Raw genomic sequence first — 13494 nt, forward strand, 5'->3', positions numbered from 1 at the left:
CGCCGCCCCCCGACGGTCTCTGATGGGCGGACCATCGTCCGCTGAAAACGGACTTCTGCGGCGATTGTTTAACTACCACGACGCCGAATCGATCCGATAATGCGCGTCCGGAATCTGCCGCTCTCGTCGGCGTACACCGAACACTTCGTCGAGAACGGTATTCGAGAGCTGTACCCGCCGCAGGCGGCGGCGGTCGACGCGGGAGTCTGTGAGGGGTCGAACGTCGTTGCGGCAATCCCGACCGCCTCCGGCAAGACGTTCATCGCACAGTTGGCGCTGTTGACGGCCGATGGACCAGGGCTGTACGTCTGTCCGCTTCGAGCACTCGCGCGTGAGAAGTACGAGGCGTTCGCCTCGCTTCCCGACCTCGAGGTGGGGATCTCCACCGGCGACTTCGACGCGTCGGGCGAGGCGCTCGCGGGCAACGATATCATTGTCGCCACGAGCGAGAAGATCGACTCGGCGATTCGCAACGGCGCGTCGTGGGTCGACGAGCTGGCGTGCGTCGTCGTCGACGAAGTGCACCTCCTCGACGCGGACCGACGTGGGCCGACTCTCGAAGTGACGGTCGCGACGCTCCGGCGACAGAACCCCGACATCCAAGTCGTCGCGCTCTCCGCGACGGTCGACAACCCGGACGCGATAGCGGCGTGGCTGGACGCGACGCTCATTCAGTCCACTTGGCGTCCGGTCGACCTCCGCACCGGTGTCGCCGTCGGCGGGTCTATCGACTTCGACGACGGCACGACTCGGGAGATTCCGCTTGACGGGCCGGCTCGCAAGGGCGGAAACGGCGGCGATGGTGATGGGAGTGACGACGGCGGGTCCGATCTCGACGACACCGACGTCACGGCCGCTCTCGTCGCCAACACGGTCGCCGAAGGCGGTCAGTGTCTCGCGTTCGTTCGATCGCGGGCGGAGGCGGTGTCGCTGGCGCAGCGGCTCGCCGCGGACGGACTCGCAGAGCAGATGGGAATCGAGGCTGCTGCGGCCGCCGCCGGCGACGAGGCCGCTGCGGTCGACGGCACGGTGACCGGACATCAACTCGCCGACTGCCTCCGATCTGGCGTAGCGTTCCACCACGCCGGGCTCCGGTCCGGTCACCGAACCGTGGTCGAATCGGCGTTCCGCGACCGCGACGTAGCCTGTATCTGTGCGACGCCGACCCTCGCGGCGGGCGTCAACGTCCCGGCGCGACGCGTCGTCGTCCGCGACCAGAAGCGGTACACCGGTTCGGCGATGGAATGGCTTCCGACCCTCGAAGTTCATCAGATGTGCGGTCGAGCCGGCCGTCCCGGCCTCGATCCGCACGGCGAGGCCGTCCTCGTCGGTGAGTCAGACTCCAGAGACGAACTCGTCGAGCGATACGTCGACGGCGAGCCGGAGGCTGTCGAGTCGACCCTCTCTGACCCGGCGTCGCTTCGGACGCACGTTCTCTCGGCGATCGCGACCGGATTCGCCGAGACCGAATCGGAGATCCTCGACGTGTTCGAAGGTACCTTCTACGCCCGCGAGGCGGGTGCCGGCGGACTGGCGGACGCGGTCGGAGACACCGTCGACGACCTCGTCGCGGCCGGCATGGTCCGCAGGGAGACCGCCGGTGGCGTCGGTGACTACCGGATCGTCGCCACGCCGGTCGGCGAGACGACCTCGCGGCAGTACGTCCGCCCGGAGACGGGCGAACGGGTCGTCGACGGGCTGCGGACGGCCGCCGTGATGCCGAACGCGACGACGCTCACCGCGTTCGAACTGATCTGCGACACCCCGGACATGCAGGACACCTATCTCGGCAACGAGGAACGCGCCGAGATGTACCGGTTCGCGCGGGCGAATTCGGGAGCGTTGACGACTGGAATGCGCGAGACGGACGACTTCGAGGGGTGGTTAGAGTCGGTGAAGACGGCCCGCATCCTCGACGAGTGGATCGAGGGTGCGACCGTCGAAGAACTGGTCGAGGCCTATCGGATCGGTCCGGGAGATCTCGACTCCCGCGTCGAACGCGCGGAGTGGCTGTTGAGCGCAGCCCAGGCACTCGCGGATACGATTGGTGTCAGCGTGCCGTCGGTACCGCGAGCGCGCTCGCGACTGTGAGTGTCTGTTGAGAATTGCTGTCGAAACGAGCCGCGAACCGGCCGATCGACCCGATCAGTCTGCCGGCTCAACCGCCCTGTGGAACGGGGTCCGGGCGATCGTCTTCCGGAGGTCCGCGAGCGAGTCGCGACCGACCTCGCCGGCGACCGACATCACGGCGAACACCTCCTGTCTGGAGATCTTCACGCCGGTCTCGGTGAGTGCGTCTTCGGGACGCGAACTGAGTTCGCGGAGCGTTCCAACGGCCAGCAGATACGGGACCGTCCACGCCTCCATCGTGTTCCCGTTCGAGAGCGGCATCGTCTCGATGTACGCCTGCGCGTCGTCGAGGAACGAGCGGGCGAACTCCGCGGTGCGGTCGACCACACGGGCGGACGACTCGCGGTTCGCCGGGTGGATAACGCGCTCTTGGTCGACACCCTCGTCAGCGAGCCACTCGGCGGGGAGGTAGACGTTGTTCTCTTCGGTGTAGTCGTCGTATACGTCCTTCGAGACGTTCACGAGCTGTAAGAGGAGGCCGAACTCCTCGGCGGTGTCACGGAGCCGTCGCGCGCGGTCTTCTGTGACATCGCCGCGGGTGAGGAGGTTCGTGATGAGGTTGCCGACGGTGCCGGCGGCGTAGTAGCAGTACTGCTCTAGCTCGTCGCGGTCGTCGATCCGGAGCCCACCCTCGGTTGCGTGGCGGTCGACGAACATCGCCATCCCGTCGACCATCTCGACGACGGGCGGGACGATCGCGGCACGGGCCTCGGGGTCGAGTTCGTCGAATGTCGCTACGATCGTGGGAACCTCGGCGACGACCTCCCAGTCGTCGTCGCGTTCGGCGGGAGCCGGGAGCCACTCGTCGACCGCCTCGCGGAACGCCGCGATGTCGTCATCGCTGTCGGGGTCGAGCGCGCGGCGGTACGTCCGCAAAACGTCGCTCTGGGCGGCTGGCGGGATATGCCCCGCGTCTTCGACGGTGTCGGCGACCCGGCAGAGGAGGTATCCCACGCAGATCTGCGAGGCCATCGGCTCCTCTAACACGTCGACGGTCAGCGCGAATGTTCGGGAGACGCCCTGCACCGCCTCGTGACACCACGAGAGGTCGGGTTCGACGGGGCCGTGTGATCGTCCGCTCATTCAGGTATGGGCTCTTACGTCACAACGCATAAAAAGCCTCGTGGAACGGCGGAGCACGGGCCGTCCGGCGACGAGGCTCAGAAGGAGGAGTACCTCACGCCGCTGGCCGCGGGCGACGACATCGGCGCGTTCGCACTCTCGGAGGCAGCGGCCGGGTCGGACGTGGCGGCCATGTCCACGACCGCCGAGCGCGACGGCGACAGCTACGTCGTGAACGGCGGGAAGCTGTGGACGTCGAACGGGTCCGTCGCCGACACGGTCGTCCTCTTCGCGAAGACTGACCCGGACGCCGGCCGAGAGGGGATCTCCGCGTTCGTTGTCCGTCCGACCGAGGACGACGGGTTCATCGTCGAAGGAACGGAGGAGAAGATCGGAGACAAGGGGTGCCCGACAGCGGAGCTTCGATTCGACGATATGTGGATTCCCGAAACTCGGCTGCTCGGTGAGGAGGGCGAGGGATTCGTGCAGGCGCTGAAGGCGCTGAACGGCGGTCGTATCACCATCGCAGCGCGGTCGGTCGGGATCGCTCGTGCCGCGCTCGCCGAGGCGAAGTCGTACGCGCGAGCGCGAACAGTTCGACCGCCCGATCGCCGACTTCCAGGCTATCCAACACAAGCTCGCGGACATGGACACGAAGGTCCGCGCCGCGAAGCTGTTGACGCACGAGGCGACCGACCTGAAGATGCGCGGCGAGCCGTTCGTGAAGGAGGCCGCACAGGCGAAGCTGTACGCCTCCGAGATCGCGAGGGAGGTCGCCAATGAGGGGATCCAGATCCACGGCGGCTACGGCTACACTAAGGACTTCCCGGCCGAGCGATTCTACCGCGACGCGAAACTCTCCGAGATATACGAGGGGACGAGTGAAGTGCTACGAAACACCATCGCCCAGCGGCTACTAGACGAGTAGGTCGGCGGCGGTCGGAGAATTCCGGGCGCTCGCTGCGGGTTAGCCGCCGTGGCCGTCTGTGTCGCCAATGTCGTCAGTGTCATCAGTGTCGCTACCGCTGGAATCGTCGTCGTTTCCGCCGTTTTCGGTCGTGTCTGCGGCGTCGGTATCGCCTCTGGTTCCGCGGTCGTCGTCACCCGCCGTCCGATCTGCCACCTCGGCGTCGGACGGGAATCGATCGACCGCGTAGTCGCCGGTGTCGACGCGCTCCGCCGGCTCGGAGTAGTCGCGATCGCTCCCCGCGAAATCAGGTCGGATCACGCCGTCTGGAGGGTCGGCGGCGTCCCGATCGGTGGCGTCCGTGTCGCCGTGGGTGTCCGGATCGGATACATCTGCATCAGCCGTCTCCGTGGTCGCGTCGTCGTCGTCACCGCCGACTTCGACGTTCTTGTCGACGCGTTCGCCCTCGGCCCACTCGAATCCGCTTCGCCGACGGCGGCGCGTCGCCACGGCCTCGTGGAGTCGCTCGCGAAGTGTCCCGCGGAGAGCGACCGCGTCGTCGACCGCGATGTCGACTGCGGCGGCCTCGGTGCCGGTGAGCGAACTGGATCCGGCGGTGTCGGCGACGATCGTCGCCACGCCCCAGCGGCGCTGGAACACGGTGCGGCTGTCGATGACGTTCTGAATCCGGTAGTACGGGACGACAGTCACCGTGCGGCTCCAGAACCCGTTCCGCGTGAGCAGGTGATCCTCGCCGATCCAGTAGCCGCGGTGTTTCCACTTGAGGTGCGCGGCGAGCGGCACGGCGGCGAGGAGCGCCAGCGGCCCGAGCCACGGTAGGTCGGCGGCGAAGTACCAGTCGACCGCGAACGCGATCCCGGTCAGGACGCCGACGGCCATCGCGTACCGGAACGCGTACCGCCACCGGATCCGCTTCGGCGGTCGCTCGAAGTGCGGATCGCCGAACGGCTCGATCTCGCGCGCGAGCCCGTAGACCCGCTCCGTCTCGGCGATCGGAACCGCCGACTGGCTCCCCTGGTCGCCGTTCTGTCCCGGCGCGTAGCCGGCGGTCTCGATGGCGAGGCTCGCGTAGCCGAGCGCGCGCTTCGCCGGGTTGTCGGTGATCGTGAGCGTCTGTACCTTCTCGGTCGGGATCGAGCCGCTGTAGCGGCGGAAGAGCCCGCGCTCGTATCGCAGTTCGTCGCCGGCGCGTGAGAGCCGGAACCCGTAGTAGTTCGAGAACGCGACGCCTGCGCCGAGCACCCACGACACTAGGAACAGACCGCCGACGGCGACGATCGCGGTTGCGGTGAGCGCGGCAGCGTCCGCGTCCGGAAGGAAACCCGAGAGCACTGGGAAAGAGCCGGAGCTCAGAAACGCCAGAAGACCGATCAGTCGCCCGTCGAACGAGAGCGCACCGACGAGCGCCAGTTCCTTCGGAGAGATGGCGAACAGGTCCGTCTCCCCCTTCGCGCTCGTCCCGCCGGCCGACGCCGTCCCGTCGGCGTCGCCCTCCGTACGTTTCTCGCCGTCTGCACCACTCTTCCGACGCTGGACCTCCCGTTGAATCCGGGTCGACTCGGAGGGCGTGACGAACCGGATCGAGCCCTCGGTGCTCGACCCCCCAGCCGTCTCTAGGTCAACGGCTGCGATCCCGATCGCTCGCTGGATCACGCTCTGACTCACGTCGACGTTCTGGATCCGGCGGTACGGGATCTCCCGCTCGCGCCGGGAGATCACGCCCGACGCGATGTCGAGGGTGTCGGGCGTGAGTTCGTAGTCGAACCGCCGGTAGTACGCCGTCTCGTAGCCGAACGCGGCGAGAAGCAGCGCCCCGGCGGCTCCGACGGCGAGCGGTAGCCCCCAGTCGTTGCTGTTCACCACGAAGAAGGCGACGACGACGAACCCCGAGACCTTCTGGAGCGCGCGGTACGGGATCGACTGGGGCGCGAGTTTCACACCGCGTCCTCCCCGTCGGCGCGGATCGCCAGTCGCTTCAGCTCCTCGCGGAGGTCGCTCGCCCCGCTCGGCGTCAGCCCCGGGATCCGGACGTCCGCGCCGCGGGAGCCGGCGGTGTACACCACACAGGAGGCGAGGCCGACGCCGCGCTCGATCGGCCCGCGCCGCGAGTCGACGTGTTGGATCCGCACCAGCGGTACGGTGGTCCGGACCTGTGTGATCACGCCGCGATCGAGGTACAGCGCGTCCTCGCGGATCTCGTAGCTCCAGCGTCGATACTTCAAAATGGCGTGCGCGACGCCGACGACGAGCACGACGCCGCCGGCCGCGACCGGTGTCCATCGCGGGAGGTCGACCACGTAGGCCGCTGCCGCGAACGGGAGGGCGGCCACCAAGGCGACGAGCGCTGCGCGGAGGATCCACACGACCCGTACGCGGGGATGAAGCGACTGGGCGGTCATCGGTCCGCCCTCGTCACGCATCGAAGAGTCATACACGTGGGTTGTCTCCAACGCATAATAATCCCCGGCAGTCGTCGCGGATGCAGACCAGACGCGGAGAGTACAGATCGGACGCCGCGGACCCAACTCAGACCCGACGAATGCGGTCTGCCGTCACGTCGATCGGGTCGGCGACGTGCGCGATCGGCTCGCAGTCGGGTCGATCGAACCCGTTGGCCTCAAACAGTGTGTTCGCCCGGAGATCGACGCGGGCCTCGCGGAGCGTCCACGGCTCGTGAGCGATCGCGCCGACGTAAAGCCCCTTCCCGGACGTGTAAAACCGGTAGTTCTCGACGAGGAACGCGTCGCACGATCCCGGTTCCGGCACGTACGTGTCTCCGACCGGTTCGTAGGTCGCGTCGAAGCGTACGTGCGGAGCATCGCGGTGGGTCCGACGGCTGGTGAACCGGACTGTCTCCCCGTCGCGACGCACCGTCATCTCGGCGCGGTAGTACGGCAGTGAGAACAGCCGGCGCGCAACCGCGACCCCAATCCGGTCGTCGGCGTCGAGGTTGTAGAAGTAGACGCCGGGTCCCGCCGGTCCCTCGACGTAGGTCCGGAGGTTCAGCTCCGGGAACGAGAGCCCGAACGGCGACCCGCGCGGGCGGATATCGTCCATCGCGAACGCGACGACGCCGAGGTACGCGTCGCCGTCGTGCGTGGCGACCGAGAGGCCCGAGGGGAGCGTCTCGTCGACGATGGCGGGATCGACCGTCCAGTGGCAGAACAGTCCGTCTTGCCACGTCATCTCCAGCCAGCGAGGAACGGTCATACCGGACGTAGGTGCTGGACGGACAAAGGCGGTGCGCCGAGGGGGGGACTCAGAGCGGACCGCCGCCCGATGGTCTGTCCGACGACCCGCTCATCGACTCCTCGGCGTCCTTCCACTCGCCGAGGCCGGACGGGTCGAGGTGGACGTGAACGTCGCCAATGTCGTCGACCGCGCGGAGCCCCGTGATGAGTTCCGTCTCAACATCGTGGGCGTCGTGCAGCGTCATCGTGCCGTCGACCTCGACGTGCACCTCGACCTCCAAGTCGGTCCCGTCGTAGTACACGGTGAGGTCGTGGACGCCCTCGACGGCCGGGTGGTCGCGCAGCGCCGCGATGACGCGATCGCGGTCGGCGTCAGGCGGCGCGGCACCGACCAGATACGTCACGTTCTCGCGGCCGATATCGATTCCCTGATACACGACGAGGACGCTGACGAGCGCCCCGGCTATCGGATCGAGGACGGGGAATTCGAGGAAGACGCCGAAGACGCCGACAAGCGCTGCGATGGTCGTGTAGATGTCGTTGAGGCAGTCTGCCGAGAGCGCAGTCAGCGCCGTCGACCCGAGCGATTCGTTCACCCGCTCTGTGTACCAGTAGAGAGCGTACATATCGGCCACCGCGAAAAGCAGCGCCGCGACCAGAATCGGGCTTGCCGAGACCTCCGTCGGACCGATCAGCCCCGCGACCGATTCCCGCAACAGGAGGAGCCCGAGGATCACGATCGTCGCGCCGACGAAGAGCGCCGTCAGCGGTTCGATCCGCTGGTGACCGTGCGGGTGGGTCTCGTCCGGATCGTCGTATCGCGCGCCACCCCAGACGAGGACGACCGCGCTCGCGACGAGGTCCGCGACGGAGTGGGCCGCGTCGGCGACGAGCGCGACGCTCCCGAAGGTGATCCCGGCCGCGCCCTCGATGAGGATCTTCGCCAGATTCCCGAGGACGTTCACCGCCGCGGCTCGCTGGAACCGCCCTTTCTCGCTCCCAGAACCGGGGCCCCACATTCGTTCGAACCGTCGGTGGCCGCGTTTAAGAACCTCGTGGACGAGACGTCGGCGGGGGCGGGTCCAGATTCGAACACCGAGAACTCTCTCCCTTTGATGCTCTCAACACCGGCGAAAAATCCCCTAGATGGCAAAAACGCCTATTCTCTCGTCACCACCTGCGTATCACAGCTGAGGATTGGCGGTCGATACTTATATACGACGACGACGAACGGTTCAGTATGACTATCGGCGAGCGCGGCCAGAGCGAGGTGATCGGCGTCGTGCTCCTGCTGGGGATCACCATCGCCGCCGTGACGGCCACGGTGGCGACGGGGAGCGTCGCGCTCGGGTTGGTCACCGACGAGGCCCAGTCGGCGGGCGTGGAAAACGGGATGTCACAGCTCTCCTCGCAGTCCAGCCTCGTCGCGCTCGGCGAGGCGGACGCGCGCCGGTTCGACCTCGGCTCCGTCGACGGCGGGCAGCTCCGGCTCGACGAGAACGCGGGGCGAGTCGAGGTGCGGATCGAAGATGGGACGGACGGAGACACGACGGTCTACAACGACTCGATCGGGACGCTGGAGTACGTCGGGGAAGATCGCACCGTCGCGCTCCAGGGCGGCGGCGTCTGGACCGCCTCGAACGGCTACGGACGGATGATATCGCCGCCGGAGTACCACTACCGAGGGACAACGCTTACGTTCCCGGTCGTCCGGCTCAATGGATCGGAGGAGTACCCGCAGCGGGGAACCGGCGTCGTGCGTCAGCCTCCGAACGCCTCTAGCGGAGTCACCGAAACGGCGAATCCCCTCGAAGACGGAACCGTCGTCGTCGAGGTGCAAAGCGACTACTACGAGGGGTGGTACGACTTCTTCAGCCAGCGCGCCGACGGCTCGGTGACGAAGTACGACGAGAACCGGACGACCGTCGCGCGGCTGGTCACGCCACTCCAACTTCGCGATCGACCGCTGTCGATAGGAACGGGGGGAGTTACTAACCCGAGCGGGAAACTCGATGAGAGTAAGTACAGCACCGGGAACACGCATCCGTCGCCGGAACCGCTCATTCGGGAACAGATCGCAGATGGCGAGGCCAACGGAACCGATATCTCCGAATGTTTCGACAGTGACGGATCGTGCACATCCGGTCTGTATTACACCGATAGTGGCTATGAAGTGAGCGACAGCGTCGATTTCAACACGACTGAAGGAGACATTAGGATCGTCGTCGACGGGGACTTCGATATCGAAAGCGAGACGCTGGAGATCGAAGACGACACCGATAACGACGTTCGCTACTATATCAACGGGTCGATGAACGTCGACAAACCGACCATCGGGACGGCCGCGGAGTCGGTCGATGCCGATCGGACACAGTTCTACGTCAACGGCGACGGAATATCCGAAGATAACAAAGGAATGGGTAATGCCGAAATCGACGCGATCATCTACGCCCCGAATGCTAATCTCGACATTACGGGAAATCCGACACTCCGCGGCGTGTTCGTGTTTTATGAGGCAAATATCAACGGGAACGTGGATATCCAGTACGACTCGTCGGTCGCTGATCTCGAACTCAGCGAGGTCCTGCAGGACGATCAAAACGTGATCACCTACCTCCACGTGACCGAGAACGTCGTCGAGGTCGATTTTGACTAGGAATGGCCGGTTGTGACCGCGTTCGACCCCTACCGCGGCACCGTCGTAACGTCTAAGAACGAAACGCTCCTCGGTCACGGTAATGAATGATGAGTCTTTCGTCCGAGGTGGTCCCCGTGGGCGTCGAGATTAAGGAGACGGAGGTGAGCGACGAGGCGTTCGAGGAGATGAAAGTGTTCGTGAGAGATTACCTCGCGGCCAGCGTTGAGAGCGAGGAAGACGGCGGCCGGATGCGGTGGTACCCGTGGCACTCGGCTGACTATCGGTTCAACCATATCCTCAACGTCGTGGAGTTGGCGACCGAAATCGCAGAGAGCGAGGGCGCTGACCTCGACGTGGTCCGCGTCGCGGCGGTGTTTCACGACGTGGCGAAACTGGAAGCCGAACAGGACGTACACGCCGAGGCCGGTGCGCGCGTCGCCCGCGAGTACCTCACGAGTCGCGGCGACTACCCGGAGTGGTTCGTCGAGGAGGTGTGCGGCGCGGTCGTCGACCACTCGTACACGGGCGACCTCGACGACGTGTCCCTGGAGAGTCGGTGTTTGATCGAGGCCGACGTGCTCGACAAGGTTGGTGCGAACGGTGCCGTCCTGATGTTGTTGCGGATGGGCTACGAGTCTCGCACGCACATGGACGCCGCGAAGATGGTCGACCGCGTTCTGGAGCGCGCACACGACCACACCGAACGCGTCGTCTCCGACAGCGCGGAGAGCATCGCACACCAGCGCATAAAGCGCGTGAAGTGGCTGCGCGAGTGGCTCGAAGAGGAGGTCTCGCGGATGGACGCTGACGGGGTCACCGACCGCTGAGGCGAGCCGGCGTCGGCAGCGTCGGAAGCATTGGAAGCATCGGCGGCGTCGGAAGCACCGACCGGTTCGGACCGGTTCGGACCGGTTCGGGCCGATACCGACCGCCGAACATCAAGCTTCAATGCTCGCGGGCGTGTGTGGACGGTATGAGTGACCAACAGCTTCGAAAGGAGGCGCACGATCTCGACGTCACCGTCTGGGTCGGGAAACACGGTATCGACTCGGTCGTCGACGAACTCGACGACCAGCTCGACGATCGGAAGCTCGTCAAGGTGAAGTTCCTCCGGGCCGCCCGGGGCGGAACGACGACCGACGAACTCGCCGCGGAACTGGCCGATGCGGTCGACGCCGACCTGATCGAGACGCGCGGGAACACGGCGGTGCTCCACTGATGGCCGCGGCGGCCCCGTCTGGAGCCGTCGTCGCGATCGGCGGCGCGTTGAGCCCGTACTTCGGTCCGTTCACGGACACGGTCGTCGACGCGGCGACGTTCTTCGCCGTGCTCGTAGTCGTGTCCGTGGTCTTTAAGATAGTCATCATGCCGCTGTCAGTGCGAGTGTTCAACCGTCGCGGCCTCGACGACCACGCCCGGAAGCCGGTCCAGAAGCTGCTTGCGTTCGTGGTGTTCTTCGTCGGGATCACGGTCGCGTTCGGTGCGGCCGGCTACGGCGACTTCCTGCAGTCGCTTGCGACGATCGGAGCCGCGGCGACGCTCGCCATCGGCTTCGCGCTTCAGGACGTGCTCAAGAACTTCGTCGCGGGCGTGTTCATCTTCACGGACAAGCCGTTCCGGATCGGCGACTGGATCGAGTGGCAGGGGAACTCCGGCGTCGTCGAGGACATCTCCATGCGAGTCACTCGCGTCCGGACGTTCGACAACGAACTGCTCACGGTGCCGAACAGTGTACTCACCGGTGACGTGATCAAAAACCCCGTCGCGAAGAAGACGCTCCGACTGAAGTTCGTCTTCGGGATTGACTACGAGGACGACATCGACAAAGCAACTGAGATAATCGTCGAGGAAGCAGAGCGGAGCGACGCGATCTTGGACGATCCCGCCCCGTCGGTGCGGCTGACCGAACTGGCCGACTCGTACGTCGGGCTCCAGTCGCGTATCTGGATCGAGGATCCCTCGCGAGCGGACTTCGTGAAGGCCCGCGCCGACTACGTGAAGGCGGTCAAAGAGCGGTTCGACGAGGAGGACATCTCGATCCCGTTCCCGCAGCGGACCGTCTCGGGACGGAACGCGTGGGCGGAGCCGAGCGCGTTCGGCGACGGATCGTAGGCGTTCTCCGATAGCTGTCACCGAGCATTCTCCGACATCTGTCACCGATCCCGATAGTAACGAACTTGAGGATCGGGTAACTGGTTGGTGCCATGCACGTGGTCATCATCGGAGCCGGTGAGGTCGGGACGAGCACCGCGGCCAGCCTGGCGTCGGACCACGACGTGGTCGTCATCGACTGCGATGCCGACCGCACGGAGGATCTCAAGTACCAGTACGACGTGCTCACCATCACCGGCGACGGAACCGACTCGTCGGTCCAAGATCGGGCCGATGTCGCCGACGCCGACATGCTCATCGCCTGCACGGACGACGACCGGACGAACCTCGTCGCCTGCGGGACCGCGAAGACCTTCGGCGATCCCTTCACGATCGCCCGGGTGAAGAGCACATCATACCTGAGGACATGGAAACGCGACGAGGCGGCCTTCGGCGTCGACTTCCTCGTCTGTACGGACCTCCTCACCGCGGAGAACATCGTCCGCGTCATCGGCCTGCCGGCCGCGATCGACGTCGACCCGTTTGCCGGCGGTCTCGTCCAGATGGCCGAGTTCGAGATCGACGCGACGAGCCCGGTGGCCGATCAGACGGTCGCGGAGGCCGACCGATTCGAATCGCTCACCTTCGTCGGCATCTTCCGCGACGGCGAAATGGAGATCCCCCGCGGCGATACGCGGATCTGTCCGGGCGACCGGGCGGTCGTCGTCGGGAGCCCGGAGAGCGTCCAAGCGTTCGCGAACGACATTGCACCCGACACCACGCCGAACGACGCCGACGAGATCGTCATCGTCGGCGGCAGCGAGATCGGGTATCAGACCGCGCGGATCCTCGAAGAGCGCGGCCTCAACTCGCGGCTCATCGAGCAGGACGGAGAGCGGGCGCGATGGCTCGCGGAACAGCTCCCGGACACCGTCGTGATGGAACACGACGCGACGGACACGGAGTTCCTGTCCCGCGAGCACGTCGACGAGGCCGACATCGTCGTCACCGCGCTCGACTCCGACGAGCGGAACCTGCTGGCGGCGGTACTGGCGAAGCGCCTCGGCGTCGATCGGGTCGTGAGCGTCGTCGACAGCGCCGACTACGTCACCGTCTTCGAGGAGATCGGTATCGACGTGGCGATCAACCCACGGACGGTGACCGCGGAGGAGATCATCCGGTTCACCTTCGAGAGCGTCGCCGAGAACATCGCGGTCCTCGAAAACGATCAGGCGGAGGTCCTCGAGCTGGAACTCGACGAGGGATGTGCCCTGGTGGGGCGGCCGATCCGCGAACTCGTCGAGGAGATCGACGCCAAGTTCGTCATCGGCGCGATCGTTCGGAACCGAAAGCACGTCACGCCGCGCGGGGACACCGTCCTCCGGCCGGGCGACCATGTGATCGTGCTCGTCGAGACCGCGTTCACGACTGAACTGGCCTCGATGGCCTGACCG

General features: G+C 66.0%; 11 protein-coding genes and 1 pseudogene. 7 read left to right on the forward strand and 5 right to left on the reverse strand.

Annotated features, from left to right (window positions below; translation table 11 throughout):
- The first annotated feature begins 99 nt into the window (after positions 1 to 99).
- Positions 100 to 2091 (forward strand): DEAD/DEAH box helicase, encoded by a 1992-nt coding sequence (locus NO887_RS07290; RefSeq protein WP_256417813.1) that lies wholly within the window; start codon positions 100 to 102, stop codon positions 2089 to 2091.
- Between the two features lie 54 nt (positions 2092 to 2145).
- Here the strand turns inward: NO887_RS07290 and NO887_RS07295 are convergent, their stop codons facing one another.
- On the reverse strand, positions 2146 to 3213 hold the full coding sequence (locus tag NO887_RS07295) for a phytoene/squalene synthase family protein (RefSeq protein WP_256417814.1): 1068 nt from the start codon (positions 3211 to 3213) through the stop codon (positions 2146 to 2148).
- A 63-nt stretch (positions 3214 to 3276) separates the two neighbouring features.
- Between NO887_RS07295 and NO887_RS07300 the strand changes: the two are divergent.
- Positions 3277 to 4120, forward strand: a pseudogene (locus tag NO887_RS07300) (acyl-CoA dehydrogenase family protein); the annotation flags it as partial.
- Between the two features lie 39 nt (positions 4121 to 4159).
- On the opposite strand, the gene NO887_RS07305 reads toward NO887_RS07300, so the two are convergent.
- The 4 genes from NO887_RS07305 to NO887_RS07320 form a co-directional block, all read right to left on the reverse strand.
- Positions 4160 to 6058, reverse strand: coding sequence for a PH domain-containing protein (locus NO887_RS07305; protein WP_256417815.1), 1899 nt, complete (start codon positions 6056 to 6058; stop codon positions 4160 to 4162).
- Positions 6055 to 6519: a PH domain-containing protein gene (locus tag NO887_RS07310; RefSeq protein ID WP_256418011.1), complete on the reverse strand. Its 465-nt coding sequence runs from the start codon at positions 6517 to 6519 to the stop codon at positions 6055 to 6057. The genes NO887_RS07305 and NO887_RS07310 overlap by 4 nt, the downstream gene beginning before the upstream one ends.
- Before the next feature lie 127 nt (positions 6520 to 6646).
- Positions 6647 to 7330, reverse strand: a complete 684-nt coding sequence (locus NO887_RS07315; RefSeq protein WP_256417816.1) for a YqjF family protein — start codon at positions 7328 to 7330, stop codon at positions 6647 to 6649.
- Positions 7331 to 7379: 49 nt separating this feature from the next.
- The gene (locus NO887_RS07320; RefSeq protein WP_256417817.1) at positions 7380 to 8330 is read right to left on the reverse strand and encodes a cation diffusion facilitator family transporter; all 951 of its coding nucleotides are present in this window, start codon (positions 8328 to 8330) and stop codon (positions 7380 to 7382) included.
- 221 nt (positions 8331 to 8551) lie between these two features.
- Here NO887_RS07320 and NO887_RS07325 point away from each other — a divergent pair, with 221 nt between their 5' ends.
- The 5 genes from NO887_RS07325 (at position 8552) to trkA (ending at position 13491) form a co-directional block, all read left to right on the forward strand.
- On the forward strand, positions 8552 to 9967 hold the full coding sequence (locus NO887_RS07325) for a DUF7289 family protein (RefSeq protein ID WP_256417818.1): 1416 nt from the start codon (positions 8552 to 8554) through the stop codon (positions 9965 to 9967).
- Between the two features lie 107 nt (positions 9968 to 10074).
- A complete protein-coding gene (locus NO887_RS07330) occupies positions 10075 to 10776 on the forward strand; it encodes an HD domain-containing protein (RefSeq protein ID WP_256418012.1) in 702 nt (233 codons plus the stop codon).
- Positions 10777 to 10922: 146 nt separating this feature from the next.
- A complete protein-coding gene (locus tag NO887_RS07335) occupies positions 10923 to 11168 on the forward strand; it encodes a YhbY family RNA-binding protein (RefSeq protein WP_128904590.1) in 246 nt (81 codons plus the stop codon).
- Positions 11168 to 12061, forward strand: coding sequence for a mechanosensitive ion channel family protein (locus NO887_RS07340; protein WP_256417819.1), 894 nt, complete (start codon positions 11168 to 11170; stop codon positions 12059 to 12061). The genes NO887_RS07335 and NO887_RS07340 overlap by 1 nt, the downstream gene beginning before the upstream one ends.
- Before the next feature lie 92 nt (positions 12062 to 12153).
- Complete coding sequence (gene trkA / locus NO887_RS07345; RefSeq protein ID WP_256417820.1) at positions 12154 to 13491, forward strand: Trk system potassium transporter TrkA; 1338 nt, start codon at positions 12154 to 12156, stop codon at positions 13489 to 13491.
- The last annotated feature ends 3 nt before the right edge of the window (positions 13492 to 13494 follow it).

Origin of the sequence: Halorubrum laminariae, assembly GCF_024494655.1 — an archaeon.
Lineage (GTDB): Archaea > Halobacteriota > Halobacteria > Halobacteriales > Haloferacaceae > Halorubrum > Halorubrum laminariae.

Bases quoted from the DNA above. Each gene is read 5' to 3' on its own strand.
- NO887_RS07290 (WP_256417813.1), top strand. From the start codon at position 100: ATGCGCGTCCGGAATCTGCCGCTCTCGTCGGCGTACACCGAACACTTC.
- NO887_RS07295 (WP_256417814.1), bottom strand. From the start codon at position 3,213: ATGAGCGGACGATCACACGGCCCCGTCGAACCCGACCTCTCGTGGTGT.
- NO887_RS07310 (WP_256418011.1), bottom strand. From the start codon at position 6,519: ATGACCGCCCAGTCGCTTCATCCCCGCGTACGGGTCGTGTGGATCCTC.
- NO887_RS07315 (WP_256417816.1), bottom strand. From the start codon at position 7,330: ATGACCGTTCCTCGCTGGCTGGAGATGACGTGGCAAGACGGACTGTTC.
- NO887_RS07320 (WP_256417817.1), bottom strand. From the start codon at position 8,330: ATGTGGGGCCCCGGTTCTGGGAGCGAGAAAGGGCGGTTCCAGCGAGCC.
- NO887_RS07325 (WP_256417818.1), top strand. From the start codon at position 8,552: ATGACTATCGGCGAGCGCGGCCAGAGCGAGGTGATCGGCGTCGTGCTC.
- NO887_RS07335 (WP_128904590.1), top strand. From the start codon at position 10,923: ATGAGTGACCAACAGCTTCGAAAGGAGGCGCACGATCTCGACGTCACC.
- NO887_RS07340 (WP_256417819.1), top strand. From the start codon at position 11,168: ATGGCCGCGGCGGCCCCGTCTGGAGCCGTCGTCGCGATCGGCGGCGCG.
- trkA (WP_256417820.1), top strand. From the start codon at position 12,154: ATGCACGTGGTCATCATCGGAGCCGGTGAGGTCGGGACGAGCACCGCG.